General features: G+C 35.5%; 10 protein-coding genes and 1 pseudogene. 7 read left to right on the forward strand and 4 right to left on the reverse strand.

The annotated features are described in order from the left end of the window. Window positions 1-397: 397 nt before the first annotated feature. A complete protein-coding gene (locus tag F894_RS14505; protein WP_005248662.1) occupies window positions 398-1,780 on the reverse strand; it encodes a hypothetical protein in 1,383 nt (460 codons plus the stop codon). A gap of 336 nt (window positions 1,781-2,116) precedes the next feature. On the opposite strand from F894_RS14505, the gene F894_RS14510 reads away from it, so the two are divergent. Together F894_RS14510 and F894_RS14515 are read left to right on the forward strand one after the other, a co-directional pair. After that, entirely contained in the window at window positions 2,117-2,305 is a 189-nt protein-coding gene (locus F894_RS14510; RefSeq protein WP_001051769.1) for a hypothetical protein, read from the forward strand. Next, entirely contained in the window at window positions 2,295-3,920 is a 1,626-nt protein-coding gene (locus tag F894_RS14515; protein WP_005248664.1) for an N-6 DNA methylase, read from the forward strand. Before F894_RS14510 ends, F894_RS14515 begins: the two co-directional genes overlap by 11 nt. Before the next feature lie 100 nt (window positions 3,921-4,020). Here the strand turns inward: F894_RS14515 and F894_RS14520 are convergent, their stop codons facing one another. The 3 genes from F894_RS14520 to F894_RS14530 all read right to left on the reverse strand — a co-directional run bounded on the left by F894_RS14520 (window position 4,021) and on the right by F894_RS14530 (window position 8,370). Then, window positions 4,021-7,014 (reverse strand): Eco57I restriction-modification methylase domain-containing protein, encoded by a 2,994-nt coding sequence (locus F894_RS14520; RefSeq protein ID WP_005248665.1) that lies wholly within the window; start codon window positions 7,012-7,014, stop codon window positions 4,021-4,023. Between the two features lie 197 nt (window positions 7,015-7,211). Next, entirely contained in the window at window positions 7,212-7,469 is a 258-nt protein-coding gene (locus tag F894_RS14525; RefSeq protein WP_005248666.1) for a hypothetical protein, read from the reverse strand. 196 nt (window positions 7,470-7,665) lie between these two features. Beyond that, window positions 7,666-8,370, reverse strand: coding sequence for an IS6-like element IS1006 family transposase (locus tag F894_RS14530; RefSeq protein ID WP_001067784.1), 705 nt, complete (start codon window positions 8,368-8,370; stop codon window positions 7,666-7,668). 63 nt (window positions 8,371-8,433) lie between these two features. Between F894_RS14530 and F894_RS14535 the strand changes: the two are divergent. The 5 genes and pseudogenes from F894_RS14535 to F894_RS14555 form a co-directional block, all read left to right on the forward strand. Continuing rightward, window positions 8,434-9,933: pseudogene (locus F894_RS14535) on the forward strand (copper-translocating P-type ATPase); the annotation flags it as partial. Window positions 9,934-10,205: 272 nt separating this feature from the next. After that, window positions 10,206-10,649 (forward strand): hypothetical protein, encoded by a 444-nt coding sequence (locus F894_RS14540; protein ID WP_005248669.1) that lies wholly within the window; start codon window positions 10,206-10,208, stop codon window positions 10,647-10,649. Window positions 10,650-10,696: 47 nt separating this feature from the next. Then, complete coding sequence (locus F894_RS14545) at window positions 10,697-11,896, forward strand: TolC family protein (RefSeq protein WP_005248670.1); 1,200 nt, start codon at window positions 10,697-10,699, stop codon at window positions 11,894-11,896. A gap of 11 nt (window positions 11,897-11,907) precedes the next feature. Continuing rightward, entirely contained in the window at window positions 11,908-13,383 is a 1,476-nt protein-coding gene (locus tag F894_RS14550; RefSeq protein WP_005248671.1) for an efflux RND transporter periplasmic adaptor subunit, read from the forward strand. A gap of 12 nt (window positions 13,384-13,395) precedes the next feature. Then, a complete protein-coding gene (locus tag F894_RS14555) occupies window positions 13,396-16,524 on the forward strand; it encodes an efflux RND transporter permease subunit (protein WP_005248672.1) in 3,129 nt (1,042 codons plus the stop codon). Window position 16,525: the final 1 nt, after the last annotated feature.

Genomic DNA, 16,525 nt, shown 5'->3' on the forward strand with positions numbered 1-16,525 from the left:
TTTTATTGATATTAAATTTAAATGATATTAAATTATCATACTATAAGCAAAAACTAATCTAAGTATTATTCTATTAAAATAAACAGAGTTTCATACCAATATTCCAATATGCTGAAAATAATGAATATATTTTCTTTCTTTTGAAACTTGGTATGAAACTTTGTTACTAAGTATTATTGTTTATTACTTATTGTTTAACTTTATTACTCAAAAAAAATTGGGAAATAATCCTAAAACAGAATATAGGGCTTTATATATAATCCTGCTTAGGCTATTATTTATAATTATTCTTTAGATTTTGTATTGTCACTAGACCTCTTGCGAAAGTATAGTTTTATCTAATTTTTGAATTGGCTAAAACCTCATAAAATATAGCTTTCGACTGCTTAAAATTTGACTAACGCAAGAAGTCTACTTCAGTTTCATATGGATTCATGTGAAATTTTTTAATCTTGTCGTAAGCTTTATTGATAATAGAAAATTTCTCATTTAAATCTGTTAAGTAATATTCTTCTATGTCTAAGTCAACTCTATTATTAAATTTAATAATGGAATCATCATTTAATAGAAAATCTATGAATTTATATTTATTTAAATCAGTTATTACATAGTTATCTTCTTCGTATATTTTACTATTGCCTGATAACTCTTTAAATATATATTCGTTTTTAAAATCTTTTTCTTGTTCTTTAACAAGTTTTTCAAAATACTCTTTCATGAACGAAAAAGATTTACTAGTAGTTGGATCTTTGTCTAGAAGATATTCTATAACTAAATCAAAATTCATCTTAGAGTTTTGATTTTTAGCTATATTTTTAATCATATCCTTATATTTAGCATTTTTTTTGTAGATTTCATAAAATATTAAAATTAATTTAAATGCTAAATAATGTCTTGATGTCCCCCTTCTCATATCTTGTGTTATGGCCTGAGCTACAAAGAAATTTTCTTTAGAAATTGTTTGTTCAAGTAGATAACTGAAGCTAGTTAATAACATATCGTGGCAGTCTAAGGAGAAGCCTAAAATAGATGATGTTAGATATAAGACTTCCTCATTAGTAAAATCATTTTTAAAGTGAATATGAGATAATTTTATTAGGATATTATATTCTGAAAAAACAGTTTGATTTATAAAGAACTCGAAATCTTTATTAATTATAGATATTAAAGTTTGTTTTAAATTTTGATCTGCAATATTTTTGCATAAATTAAGTTTATAGATAGTTTCATTACAGTAAGCATGACCTTCATTGACAGCTAACATTGATACAGGGATTTCATCCGTTTTATCATTAGGATAGTTTAAGCGTATCAATACGACAGATCCATGATCTTCACTATAGTTATAGTAATGATTGATTGATATCAAATCATTGTAATTAGAACTAGTAGTTTTAATTAAATCAGAATGTAAGTTATTGATTTCTGAAATGTTCAGTTGGAGAACATTGATTCTATTATCTAGTTTATCAGGATTGTCTTCAGATAATATTAGCAGTTTTCTATAAGTATATTCATGTCCCCATGTCGTTGCTGTTGTATCCAAAAAATGTGTGTATTCATGTGCTAGTAAAGCGATAGTATTGATAGAATTTAGGGCTAATTCATAGTTTTTCATAGTCCATTGATTCCAATCAAATTTTGGATCTAACAATGGTGATAATAAATCAATATTTGTTGAGTCCAAATTTCTTAATCTGACTAAAAAAGAATTATAGTCAAACTCTCCATCATTAGATTGGCTTTTGGCTTTACTGAAAGGAAATCTTGTTGTGAACATATTAAAACTATGAAATTATTAAAATAATAGTATACATTTTTATTTTTGAATGCTCTTACGTGCATTCAGCATCTCTTGTCCTAGATCCTTCTATATGAAAGCAATAAAGCGCCATACTATGTTGTGTGTAAGTGTTTTATTTTATTGATATTAAATTTAAATGATATTTATTAAAATATCATACTATAAGCAAAAACTAATCTAAGTATAATTCTATTAGCTACAAATAATTGATTGATTAATATTCAATTAAATTTAATTTCTCAAATTTATATTTTACCTTAATTAAAATGAATGTAACCTATGTAACATAACAAGCATCATATAGGTTACATCATGGCAAAAGGTGAATCAGGACGTATAGTTCTGGAAGTAGACCCCGAATTAAAGAAAGCTCTTTACTCGATCTTAGCTCATAAACAGCAAACGTTGAAAGACTGGTTCACTGATAAAGCGCATAAGCATATAGAGGAAAATAAGCCAGAACTTATTAAAAGCTTTTTGAAGGAACGTAATGAAATTTAAAGTAGATCAGACCACTCAAAAATTACGTGGCGGTTATTATACTCCTCAAAATTTGGCAGATTTTGTTTCTAAATGGGTATTGGAAAAGCAGCCCAAATCGGTGCTTGAACCAAGTTGTGGTGATGGAGTATTTATTCAAGCTTTACACAACAACAAGTGTGACAAAAATATTGAACTGTCATGTTTTGAATTGCTTGATACTGAAGTTCAAAAAGCATCTAACCTGTGTTCAGAATTAGGATTCAAAAATGCTAGTGTTACGTCTGGCGATTTTTTAGTATGGGCGAATGATCAACTTGATAAAAAAATTGAATTATTTGATGCAGTTATAGGTAATCCTCCCTTCATTAGATATCAGTTTTTAGAAAAGTCATTTCAGGAACAGGCAGAACTTGTTTTTAAACAACTAGATCAAAAATTTACTAAACACACGAATGCTTGGGTTCCTTTCTTATTATCAACGCTTGCTCTATTAAACAAGGGTGGGCGTATGGCTATGGTTATTCCATCTGAGATAATTAATGTAATGCATGCTCAGTCTTTGCGTAGCTATATGGGTGAAATTTGTTCAAAGATTGTGATCATAGATCCAAAAGAAATCTGGTTTGAAGATACTCTGCAAGGTGCTGTAATTATCATGGCAGAGAAAAAAACCGATATCAGCATACCATCTGAAGGTGTTGGTATTTTTAGTGTCGAAGGTTCTGAGTTTTTGGAAAAAAGTCCTGAGGTATTATTCAATGAAACATTAGGGATTAATGGTGAAACAGTAGAGGGCAAATGGACTAAAGCAGTCTTAAATAAAAGTGAAATTTCATTAATTAATAAGATTATTAGTCATGAATCAGTTCACAAATTTAAAACTATAGCTACAGTAGATGTTGGTATTGTAACTGGAGCTAATAAATTCTTCTTAGTAGATAATGAAACTGTAGAGACATACAACCTTTCAGCTTATGCTCATCCAATGTTTGGTAAAAGCCAACATTGTCCAGGTATTTTATATGATGAGAATCAGCATAAATCTAACCAGTTAAAAAACCTTCCAACAAACTTTTTGTATATTGAATCTGATTACAATGAACTTCCTTTAAGTGTTCAGAATTATATACAACTTGGAGAGCAGGAAAAGCTCAATGAACGGTATAAGTGTCGTATACGAAAGCCTTGGTATAAAGTTCCATCAATTTATAGTACAGAGATTGGGATGCTAAAGCGCTGTCATGAGGCCCCTAGACTAATTTTGAATAGCGTCGGAGCTTATACGACTGATACGGCCTATCGTATTACATCTAGTTTCACAAATGCTGAAAATTTAGTTTGTAGCTTCTTAAACCCGTTAACTGCTATCACAGCAGAATTAGAAGGTAGATATTATGGTGGAGGTGTGTTGGAGCTTGTTCCTTCTGAAATTGAGAAGCTATATATACCTGTAATTGATGATTATAAACATGATCCTGATACTCTGAACCAATTAGTAAAGGATGGAAAAGTTGAGGAAGTTATTAGAAACCAAGGCGAAGCCATTTTCACTAAATTAGGGTTCTCTAAACAAGATAATGAAGAGCTTATGAAAATCTGGCAAAAATTGCGTGATCGTCGTATGCGTAAATAAAATTACATATTTGCGTGTTGTATAGTTAAAATTTATCTATTGGCAGATAATTTATATAATATGAAGTAGGGAGGAAATTTATTTCCTCCCTACTTCTTTGTTAGAGTGAGCTATATAGTTCGTTCACATTTGGTATATTTTTATCAAAATCACCTAAGTCGAAAAGAATTTTAAGCAGGTCATTCATTTCTAAAACCATAGCATCAAATTGTCTTTTTAACGTGATTCTTGAACGGTTGTCTGCTTTGGAAAGATCTGTGTATAGCTTATTCATTTTTGCTTGCAGACTAGCTATCTGATCATGCTTCTCTTTTTCCGACTGATTTTCGAAATCAATTATAGGAATAGGCATACGAGTCTGTACTTTCGTTCCACGAGCAATAAATCCACCTCTAAATACTTCGCCATAAACTGATGCAAACCATTCTAAATACTTAGATGATAGAAGAGCTTGTATATAATAAATTGAGTATGGACTATGTTCAGGCACATTAATAATACTATATCCGGCAGTCCCTCCAGAAGAAACAAAAGTTCGATGATTATCTATAGAGTATTTGTAGCCATTTGATAAAACTCCCACAATAATTTTCTGAGGAACATCACAATTTTCGAGTGCTTGGCTACGTCCATATCTATACCATTCATTGGATGTCGTAGGATCTGGTTTTATAGAACGTTTGTCGTTATCAAGATGTTCTTTCACTAGATGGAGAAAGTCGAACATTTTTGGATATGTAGTCCTTAGTTCTTCGTATTCTACAAAAACAATATGATTACTTACTTTCTTATATGGATAAATCACAAAAGCATTAGGCTCAACATCTTTATATGTGTAAAAGTGATCATCACCTGAGCGTTGAGTTTCAAAGTAAGGTCTCGTAAGCTCCTTTTCTACGTGGTAAATACTGCCTTGGTACTCAAAGTAAATATACCCATCTTCGGTTTTAATTTCCTTATGAATGTAATATTCGTTAGCACTTGTCTGTATACCGTTAGCAATTGCTTTTTTACCTAAAATATTACCTAAAGGTTGAGAGTTTCTATACATTAGTTCTAGAATTTGATTTATTTCATTTTCTAAAATCCATGTATCTGCATCAAGATTAGCAATTTCATAGGTACTAGTATTTACAACGTCTTCATCCCGAGCTAGCCATTTTTTAAAGTCTTTCACATCATAAAAAGAAAACTCAGTCTGTTGTGATTTTTTTAAAAATAACAAACAAGTATAAGTAGTCTTATTTTTAAAAACTTGGTTTGCACCAAATGAAATTAACTTACAAAGAGATTTACTATCTACTAGTAGTTGTCGCAAGTTTTTACCTGCACCTACTTTTACAAATTTTGATGGCAGGATATAACCTAGATAACCATTGTCTTTAAGTAACTGTAATGACCGCTCAACAAAGAGAAAATACTTATCAAACTGCTTAAATGCTGATTTATATTTCTTTTTATATAGTGGTAGTTCTAAAGGAGTGAGCTGCTTCATATGCTCAGTTGCCATATAAGGCGGATTACCTACGATTACATCAAATTGAAGATCAATATTGAAGGGATTAATCGCTAAAACGTCAGTACTCTTTACATTATCTGTTAGTTCTATCAAGCTATTACCAAACAAAATATTTTCATCAGTCTTCGGTAAAATTGGAATATCTGATGTAATAGTTTCTTTTGATTCACCTTCAAGAAGTTTTAATAGCAATCCAAACGAACATGCTTTTACAGCATTAAAATCCTTATCGATTCCATAAATACAATTATTTAAAATCTCCTTTTTAACTGGAAACTTTAATTTGAAACTATGTTCAGTAAGTTGTTGCAATTTCGAACGATCATGTTCGATGTAATAATCGATTAGTATATCTTGTATGACCTGAAATATTTCTAGAAGAAATGCTCCTGAACCACAAGCAATATCTGCAAATTTTGAGTTTAATATTTGTTTATCTGTTTTGCCCTGACAGAACTCTATAACAGTATTTCGTATTATCTCTTTTATAATGTGTGTAGGGGTTGTGACGACATCTCTATCAAGGTGTTCCGCCTTGGGCGTAATTTCGATTTTCCCATATTGATTGAGACGAATCTTTTCACTTAAAAATACTTCATAAATATTTCCTAAAATATCTGAAGAAAATACCGAAAATGAATAAGTACTTTGAGGGAAATATAGTTGCTCAATAATAGTCCAAATATATGATTCTTGGTTATTTATAAGTTGATTGATATATGATAAGGAAAATAATCCTGAGTTATACTTTTTATCGGAAAGTTTTAATTTATCAACTAGTGACTTAAAATCTTTGTTTTTGGCAAAGTGATAAAGTGTCTCATAGTCTTCTAACTCTCTATCTTCACAAACTCGAAGAAAAACAATACTGTTTATATAGTCCTGAGTTAGATCATTAAGCTGTTCTTCATTTAATTCCGGTTTTATAGAAATAAAATCATTCGCTAACATTACCCGCCAATTATTGATTTGCTGTAGAAATAAATCGTCTACACTAAAACGAGATATCTTACTTTCAATATCTGACCATTCTGTTTCAAATTGGCCTGAGTAAACGCTTTCTCTCCCAATTAATTTCTTAATTTCATCAAAGTTATCGACAAGTTCTGTGTAATGGTAAAGCTTGATTCGAGAAGTTGATGCTAAATCACTTTCAGAAACTGGGTTCGAACAGTCATATATCGCTATATATTCAAAATTGGTAAGGACTGAAATCTTCAACTTTGCGGTAAATCCGTAGCGACGGACTTGTTTTGCTGATTCAGGATCGATATCAATATGAACACTTGGTTTTTTAGCTTCTACAAAAAATTTACGCTCTGAAAAGAGACGAAAGGTATAGTCTGGCTTTTTTGTATTTTCATTAGACTTAAATCGAATTCCTTCTTCAACCAAAACCTCACGTTCATGAGTACTTTTTCTAGTAACATTGGTTATATCCCAGCCTAAAATGGCAAAAAATTGATCAATAAAATCAGTACGTAGTTGAGTTTCATTATATCGAGTAGAACGGTAAAATTCGATATCCTGATTATATCTCTCAATTAGACCTTTTAAATTTCCTAAGCTATTCATTATGTTATCTAAGTTTTTAAATCAAAGACTATAATATTACAATCGCTCGCTTAACACGACGTATATATGTCTAAATATTAATTAATAACGCTTCTTATAAATTGAAATGGGAATTATTTCGAATTTGTAAGAGTTACATTTAAAAGAAATCCAAAAATTTCTTGACCTTTATTTTTAATTAGAATTTTTACATACAATCAAATTTCCTTATTTTTATTGGACTGTAGAAAGTCCTTAAAATGGTTTCTTTTTACTTCATTGATAGCCAATTCTGGATCAATGCCATTACTTTTTAAGCTAGATATCAATGAGACTGTAATTGCTAAATTTAAAGGAATAATTTCTTTGCTCTTATAGTTAGTTATAGAATTCGGATTCATACCTATCAAGGTAGCTAATTCTTTAATTGTTAAACCAATTTTAATAAGTTCAATCTGAAATTCTTGATATGTCATATATAGCGCCTCTCTGTAAAATCTATCACATTAAAAATGTGTTAACAAACTTTATATGTGCATACATAAATTAATAGAGTTCAATCACCATCTTTAATATCTATTTTCAAGGCTCTTTGAACTGTTGCCACCCCTACTCCAAACGGCACTGTTGCAAATAGAGATTTGAGTCGATGATGTTCCCTTTAAAAAGTACTTAGAGACCGAAAACCCTGTTGATTAGACACACTTCACCCTGAGGCTGACCATAATAAAATGACGATGCTTGTCCTTTACGTAGTGCACGCATGACTTCAATACCTTTAATTGTGGCATAAGCCGTCTTCATAGATTTGAATCCTAATGTGGCCCTGATGATCCGCTTTAGCTTGCCATGATCACATTCAATCACGTTATTTTTATACTTAATCTGCCTGTGCTCAAGGTCTGGTGGACATTTACCTTCCCGTTTTAACCGTGATAAAGCACGTCCATATGTGGGTGCTTTATCCGTGTTGATCACTTGTGGAATTTGCCACTTCTTCACATTATTTAAAATTTTTCCAAGAAAACAATATGCTGATTTGGTATTACGTCTAGAAGAAAGATAAAAATCAATGGTATCGCCACGTTGATCGACTGCACGATACAGATAAGACCATCGTCCATTCACTTTTACATAGGTTTCATCAATATGCCACGAGCTCAGATCTGTAGGATTACGCCAATACCAGCGTAAACGTTTTTCTATTTCAGGAGCATAACGTTGAACCCAACGGTAAATAGTCGTGTGATCAACATTCACACCCCGTTCGGCCAGCATTTCCTGCAGTTCACGATAGCTAATGCCATATTTACAATACCAGCGCACAGCCCAAAGAATGATTTCGCCCTGAAAATGCCGACCATGGAAAGGATTCATATGCTGCACCTTTAGCTAAAACAGTCTTCAGCTTACCATTCGTGGTTATTTGCAACAGTGCCAGTTCAAACAGGAACGATTGTAGAGATTAGACCAGGCGAGCGTATCCCTGTCGATGGTGAAGTTATTCACGGCCAAAGTTTTATTGATGAATCCATGATTACTGGCGAGCCTATGCCCGTTGAAAAAATGATAGGCTCTACTGTGGTAGGAGGAACAATTAACCAAAGTGGCAGCTTAAATATCAAAGCCACCTCTGTTGGTAGTTTATCAGTGCTTTCTCAAATCATCCGAATGGTTGAACAGGCACAGGGTTCCAAGCTGCCGATTCAGGCATTGGTTGATAAAATTACCATGTGGTTTGTACCTGTAGTAATGGGTCTCTCTCTTTTAACTTTTCTTACGTGGTTTATCTTCGGCCCTGAACCAGCCCTAACGTTTAGTTTAGTGAACGCGGTTGCTGTACTCATTATTGCATGTCCTTGTGCGATGGGACTTGCAACGCCTACATCAATCATGGTGGGAACTGGGCGTGGTGCTGAAATGGGTGTTTTATTCCGTAAAGGGGAAGCTTTGCAGCTGCTCAAAGAAACTAAAGTGGTTGCTGTTGATAAAACAGGGACCCTGACTGAAGGGAAACCAATTTTAACCGATCTGCATGTCTTAGAAGGTTTTGAATACAATGCCGTACTTTCACTTATGGCAGCCGTTGAATCAAAGTCTGAGCATCCTATTGCTCGAGCAATTGTACAAGCCGCTATAGATAAGGAATTAATCCTGTCTCCTGTTGCTGATTTCAAGTCAGTCACGGGCTATGGAATAGAAGCAACGGTGTCTGAACATTTGGTTCATATTGGTGCAGATCGATATATGGAAAAACTAGGTTTGAATCCTAATGTTTTTTCTCAATTTTCGGATCGTTTGGGAGAAGAAGGAAAAACCCCTCTCTATGTTGCGATTGACCAGAAACTTGCTGCCATTATTGCTGTAGCAGATCCAATTAAAGAATCAACATTTGCTGCAATTGAAGCGTTACATCAGTTAGGTTTAAAGGTTGCCATGATTACAGGTGATAACCGTCATACAGCTCAAGCGATTGCAAAAAAACTAGGTATTGATGAGGTTATTGCAGAAGTCTTACCAGAAGGTAAAATAGAGGCCGTTAAAAAATTAAAAAATCAATATGGTAAACTCGCATATGTTGGAGATGGCATTAATGATGCCCCTGCACTTGCAGAAGCAGATATTGGCTTAGCGATAGGTACAGGTACAGACGTAGCTATTGAAGCTGCTGATGTGGTTTTGATGTCTGGCAACCTGAAAGGAGTGCCAAATGCTATCGCTTTAAGCAAAGCGACTATAACCAATATTCGTGAAAATTTATTTTGGGCATTTGTTTACAATGCAGCTCTGATTCCTATTGCAGCAGGTGTACTTTATCCGCAATTTGGACTGCTACTTTCTCCTGTATTTGCTGCTGGTGCAATGGCTCTCTCGTCAATATTTGTACTAGGAAATGCTTTACGATTAAAACGTTTTAAAGCCCCCCTTGCAATTATTTAACCATTTTTTATATACATTTAAAGTTTTGTTGGCTTTACTTTATATATTTGGAAATGAGATCCTTATTACAGGCATAACAACAGTAGTGGGTATTGAATAAGATAATTCCAAAATAAGGTTGTTGAGGAAATCAAACATTAGAGTACTTATCTTTGGTAGCTTACTCATACCTTTTTCTAAAAATAATACAAATAGTTTTTATCTTAGATAACAATTTACTTTTGAAGTTCTATTCAGTATGCTTTCTGCGAATCTCGAGATGATTTTTTCGTATGCCACATAATAAGTTCTCAAAACTTATTCTTGCGTTTGTCCTGTTTTTGTTTGCGATAACAACAACGGGAGCTTACACATGGGCGCCAGTTATAGCTAAAAATCTTGACCATCATCATGATGTGACTATCTCAGTTGAAACAGACAGTTCCAGCCAATGGTCTCTTATTCATCATGCTGAAGAGCAAGTCTTAGAAGATACTAAAAATCACAACTGGACCAGTTATGATGAAGCACCTTTTCATCATTCTACTAAGCCTATTCAAGCTGATGATCAAATTACAATTGATCCAGTTTTTCTCTTAAGTTTTTCCCTCCCGCTCATTCTGCTTTTCCTGAGTCTTTTTGAACGACCCGTTCGATCCTATGCACTTAGGAAAAGGATAGAATATCTTTGTAATTCCTATATATTTACAAAAGGTTTAATTGTTCTAAGAAATTGATTTTTCTGTACAAAAAATAATTTCCATTTTTTTGTATAGGTAAAGTCATGTCTAAAAAATATCAGATATTTCTTGCCTGTGGTTTAGTAGCAGCAACGACTCGATTATTTGCAGCATCTGATTACGTTCAGCTACAACAACAGGTAATTTCAAACGATTCAATTTTGAAGAGTTTGCAACAGTCTCAACACGCATATGCCATAAATCAGAAATATGCCGGTAGACTTAATAATCCTACGTTTAATCTTGAATTAGACAATTTAGGTAATTCAGACCTTAAAGATCTTGATGGGCCAACGACTATGATTGGTTTGTCCCAGGATATTCCTCTCAATAATAAACGCGCTTTGCGTAGGCAGTTGGCAGGGTTTCAAGGGAATAATAACCAATTTGAGGCATTGAAGCGTCAGGCTGAATTAAAAGCCGATTTCCGTGTTTGTATGTCAAATTGGTATGCGGCTTCAAAACGGGTAGAAATTTATTCTACCGAAAGCAAGATGAACGCGAGACAAGCCCATGTTCTGAATGAAAAATTGAAGTTTGGCAGAGTAATTCCATCTGATGTTCAATTGAGTTCAGCTTTATCGTCTGAATCAAAACTACGTTATCAGAACGAAGTGAAGAAAGTTCAATTTCAAAAAAATCTGTGTTCCAAATTCATATCTGTATTACCTGATCAAGCAATAGAAGTTCCTTTAAGCATTAACTTTGCGGATAAACTGAGCTTATCTGAACAAGAAGCCTTGCTTAAAACTCAACTGGCTAAAACCCAGTATGAATTAGCTAAAAAAGAAGCCGTGCCAGATATTACACTGGGTTTAGGGGTAAGGAACTATCAGGAGACCAATGATCAAGTTTTCTTAGTTTCTACATCTATTCCCCTATCTGTTTTTAATCGAAATAAGGGGAGCATTGCACTTGCACAAGCGGAGCAAGTACATGCAGAAACTCGTTCTATTCTCGTAAACCGTAACTCCAAAATTGAATTAGAAAATAAGTCTATTGAAGTATCGAACCTGATTGATTCGATCAAAAATTATGATCAGTCCATACTTCCTGCCACCAAAGAAAGTTTGAGAATTGCTGAAATGGGGTATCAGGCAGGAAAAATTTCTTTACTTGAATTCAATACTATTAAGCAAATTTGGTTGGATAAACATCTCGCTCGATTCGATTTGTGGTTGGCTTTGCAAAATCAAATTGCAGAGGTTGAACGAAATTATGTGACCAATTTAGATCAAGAATAAGGCCTGAAAATATGAATAAACCAACCAATACTTTAATTACTACAGGTGTTATCGCTTTATTAGTCGTTTTATGTGCAATCGCTTGGTACAAAACGGGTAATAAAGCCGAAACTTCAAGTCATAATGAGGTGACTGAAGAAAAAGTTGCTGTAGCAGGAGATGAAAAAGGCCCGCATGGGGGCCGTTTATATCGCGATGGTGATTTTGCTGCTGAAGTCAAAATCTTCGAGGAAGGGGTAGAGCCTCATTTACGGGTGTATGGCTACTTTAAAGATAAGCCATTAAAACCAGAAGAGATTAGTGCCAATATTTTTATCCAGCGTCTTGATGCAGAACAAACCATATCATTTAAGCCTGAAAGCGATTATCTGATTGGGAATGAAATTGTCTATGAGCCACATTCATTCTTGATGGTGATCAATGTTGATTATCAAGGTAAAAAACATACTTGGAAATGGGATACCAAAGAGGGACGAGTCACTATGCTTGATAGCAGTATCAAGAGCAGTGGTTTGGAACTTTTAAAAGTTGAACCCATGATGTTTGAAAATGCACTCGAACTCAAAGGTGAACTTAAATTTCCTGATAATTTTGAAGGCTTTATTACACCTAAAACGAGTGGAAAATTAATAAAAACGTACCGTTCAATTGGCGATAAAGTGAATCAGGGGGATCTGTTAGCGACTGTGCAAAGTCAGGAGTTAATCCGTCTTAATGCGGAACGTACGCTTGCATTGGATACCTTACAATTTGCCCGTAAAAAGATGGAACAGGAACGAGTTTTATTTCAAAAGAAAGTTTCACCTGAAATTGACTACATCAATGCCAAACGTGAATTTGAAAATGCTCAGACTAGGGCCAATGAGCTGAATAGCTTAATCCGTTCCTATGGGGGGGCAGGTAATGGAACAATTGAAGTCAGAGCCGCAATGTCAGGTACGATTCTACAAGTGCTTGGTGCTGTTGGTTCTAATGTAACGCCATCATCTCCATTGTTCAAAATTGCCAATACATCTCAACTTATTGCTGTGGTTAATGTGCCTGCGGATCAACTGGATGCCATTAATCCAAATAATAAAGTAACTGTTAAGCCTCAAACTCAAACAGGCACAGAAGAAGCATTGGGGCGCATCAAATATATCAGTGACGTGATTGATCCAAAAACACGAACTGCGCAAGTTTTTATTGAAATTCCCAACCAGTTCAGATGGCGTTCAGGACAGTTAATCACTGCACAAATCTTTGAAAACCAGAGCATGAAACCGATGGTTGTCCGTGAAGATGCTTTGCAAAACTTCCGTGATTGGGATGTGGTGTTTATTCGTGTCGGGAATGACTTTGAAGCACGTCCTCTAGAGTTAGGCGATAAATTTAATGGTTTTGTTGAAGTTAAATCTGGTCTAAAAGCAGGGCAGATTTATGCAGCAGGTAATTCTTATTTATTAAAAGCAGAGCTGGGTAAATCTGGCGCTACTCATGATCATTAAGGAGTAGCGTTTATGTTTGACCAAATTGTAAAGCTCTCGATAAAGAATCGTTGGCTGGTACTGATCATTTTCCTATTCATAGGGGCATTTGGCGTTTACAACTATTTTAAACTGCCAATTGATGCTGTACCCGATATTACCAACGTACAAGTTCAAATTAACAGTGAGGCCCAGGGCTTATCTCCAACCGAGATGGAATCCCAGGTCACCTACCCCATTGAAACGGCTTTGGCTGGTATTCCTAATCTGGACTATACCCGATCAGTATCCAGATACGGCTTATCTCAAGTGACTGCGATTTTTAAGGAAGGCACGGACATTTACTTTGCCCGTCAGCTAGTGAATGAAAAGTTGCAAGGGGTTACACCAAGTCTTCCAGGAGGTATATCGACTTCTATGGGTCCTGTTTCTACAGGACTTGGCGAAATCTTCATGTACACGGTGGAAAATGCAAAAAACAACCCGACTCCACTTTCACCGACTGAATTGCGAACACTTCAGGATTGGGTGATCAAGCCTCAGCTTCGAAATGTCGAAGGTGTGAATGAAATCAATACGATTGGTGGCTATTTAAAACAATTTGTTGTACAGCCCGACTATGCGTATTTACGAAGTATTGGTCTAGATCAAAAGACTATTTTGGATGCTATTTCTAAAAATAGCATGAATAAAGGTTCAGGCTATATTGAGAAGAATGGTGAGCAGTACTTGATACGTTCTGATTCTCAAATCAGTTCGATTGAACAAATTCAGAATATTCCGATCACCACAAGCAGCGGTTACATTCTGCGTTTGAAAGATGTGGCAAAAATATCGATTGGTCACGAGTTACGTACAGGTGCAGCAACTAAAGATGGGCAAGAAATTGTCTTAGGTACTGCATTTATGCTGATTGGTGAAAACTCGCGAAATGTTGCTCATGCGGTAGATCAAAAGTTACAAAAAGTCCAAGAGTCATTGCCAGAAGGTGTTGAGGCAAAAGCAGTTTATAACCGTACAACCTTGGTTGATGCGACGATAGACACGGTGAAGAAAAACCTTCTAGAAGGTGCAATCCTCGTTATTGTCGTTCTTTTCTTATTTCTTGGACATTTCCGTGCAGCGCTCATCACTGCGATGGTGATTCCTTTATCAATGCTCATGACCATTACAGGCATGGTGAATCAACGAATCAGTGCAAACTTAATGAGTTTAGGTGCGCTAGATTTCGGGATCATTGTCGATGGTGCTGTCGTCATTGTTGAAGCTTCACTTGCAAAATTAGCGATGAAGCAGAAAGAATTAGGACGAATACTCACCCGTCAAGAACGATTCACGACGGTTTTTGAAGCGACTAAGGAATCACGAAAAGCCATTCTCTATGGTCAGTTGATCATCATCTTGGTGTATCTGCCTGTCATGACGCTTACTGGTGTTGAAGGCAAGATGTTTACACCGATGGCAGCTACAGTTGTTATGGCTCTCGTGGCTGCAATGGTTCTTTCGATTACTTTTGTTCCTGCAATGGTGGCTTTGGTCACGACAGGCGAAATTAAGGAAGAGGAATCGAAGATTGTTCATTTCATTAAGAAAGTTTATAGCCCAATTTTAGATTGGTCTTTGAGTCATCGTTATAAGCTGATCGCGTTCGTAGCAATTTTCTTTGTATTCAGTGCGAGTCTTTCAACTCGTTTAGGTTCCGAATTTATTCCCTCATTAGATGAAGGTGATGTGGCATTACATGCACTTCGAATTCCTGGAACTTCTTTAACTCAAGCTGTTGAAATGCAGTATGCGCTTGAAAAAGAAATCGTCAAAATTCCTGAAGTGAAAACCATGTTTGCCAAAGTGGGGACAGCTGAAATTGCGACTGACCCAGTTCCACCAAACGTCGCTGATAATTTTGTGATATTGAAACCACGTAGCGAATGGCCGAATCCTGACAAGGAAAAATCAGCTGTCGTTGCCGATATTGAACGTGTGGCAAAAGGCGTTTATGGCAACAACTATGAGTTCACTCAGCCGATTCAAATGCGTTTTAACGAACTGATTTCAGGTGTCCGTACAGATGTTGCAGTGAAGATTTATGGTGATGATTTAGATCAGTTGCTTGAATCTGCAAATGCTGCAGCGAAAATTTTAGAAGGTGTGAATGGAACAGCCGACTTAAAAGTTGAACAGATGAGTGGGCTTCCAATGGTCTCTGTTGAACTTAAAAAAGACATGATCGCCAACTACGGTCTTGATGCTGAAGATGTACAAAAGCAAGTATCCAGTCTGATTACGGGGCAAACAGCAGGTAAGGTTTTTGAGGGAGATCGTAAGTTCGATATTGTTGTGCGGATGGATCAAAACTCAGTAACTGACCTGGAAAAACTGTATCAAATTCCTGTCAGTTTGCCTGATGGTTCAAGTGTATTGTTGTCCGAATTGATTGAATTGAAGAATATTCAAGGACCAAACCAAATTTCTCGTGAAAATGGTAAACGTCGTATTGTGATCACGGCAAACGTGCGTGGTACTGATATCGGTAGTTACATTGCTGATGCACAATCAAAATTAAACTCTGATTTCCAAATGCCAGAAGGTTACTGGCTCACTTGGGGCGGTACTTTTGAACAAATGGAGTCAGCCTCTAATCGACTTATGATTGTTGTACCCATCGCTTTGATTTTGATATTTGCAATGATTTATATGGCCTTAGGCAATATCAGAAATAGTGTGCTGGTCTTTACTGGTGTGCCTTTTGCATTAACGGGTGGCGTCATTGCTTTAGCCCTCCGTGATATTCCTTTCTCTATCTCGGCTGCTGTTGGTTTTATTGCTTTATCGGGTGTTGCAGTACTCAATGGTTTGGTACTCGTATCGGCCATTCAGAGATTGCGTGATCAGGGTGAAGGGCTGATTGATGCAGTAAAACATGGTGCATTAGAACGTTTGCGGCCAGTGCTGATTACTGCACTGGTTGCCTCTTTGGGCTTTATCCCTATGGCTTTAAACGTGGGGATTGGTTCAGAAGTACAGCGCCCAATTGCAACCGTTGTTATAGGGGGAATTATTTCCTCAACGCTACTTACCTTGATTATTCTGCCCACCCTCTATGTTTGGTTTAACCAAGCTCTTCAGAAAAAATCTGACGGTTTCGCTGAGCAGAAAGGGTAGA

The organism is Acinetobacter sp. CIP 51.11 (assembly GCF_000369665.1).
Classification (GTDB): Bacteria; Pseudomonadota; Gammaproteobacteria; order Pseudomonadales; family Moraxellaceae; genus Acinetobacter; species Acinetobacter lwoffii_S.

Coding starts and splice junctions, on each gene's coding strand:
- F894_RS14505 (WP_005248662.1), bottom strand. CDS start 1,780: ATGTTCACAACAAGATTTCCTTTCAGTAAAGCCAAAAGCCAATCTAAT.
- F894_RS14510 (WP_001051769.1), top strand. CDS start 2,117: ATGGCAAAAGGTGAATCAGGACGTATAGTTCTGGAAGTAGACCCCGAA.
- F894_RS14515 (WP_005248664.1), top strand. CDS start 2,295: ATGAAATTTAAAGTAGATCAGACCACTCAAAAATTACGTGGCGGTTAT.
- F894_RS14520 (WP_005248665.1), bottom strand. CDS start 7,014: ATGAATAGCTTAGGAAATTTAAAAGGTCTAATTGAGAGATATAATCAG.
- F894_RS14525 (WP_005248666.1), bottom strand. CDS start 7,469: ATGACATATCAAGAATTTCAGATTGAACTTATTAAAATTGGTTTAACA.
- F894_RS14530 (WP_001067784.1), bottom strand. CDS start 8,370: ATGAATCCTTTCCATGGTCGGCATTTTCAGGGCGAAATCATTCTTTGG.
- F894_RS14540 (WP_005248669.1), top strand. CDS start 10,206: ATGCCACATAATAAGTTCTCAAAACTTATTCTTGCGTTTGTCCTGTTT.
- F894_RS14545 (WP_005248670.1), top strand. CDS start 10,697: ATGTCTAAAAAATATCAGATATTTCTTGCCTGTGGTTTAGTAGCAGCA.
- F894_RS14550 (WP_005248671.1), top strand. CDS start 11,908: ATGAATAAACCAACCAATACTTTAATTACTACAGGTGTTATCGCTTTA.
- F894_RS14555 (WP_005248672.1), top strand. CDS start 13,396: ATGTTTGACCAAATTGTAAAGCTCTCGATAAAGAATCGTTGGCTGGTA.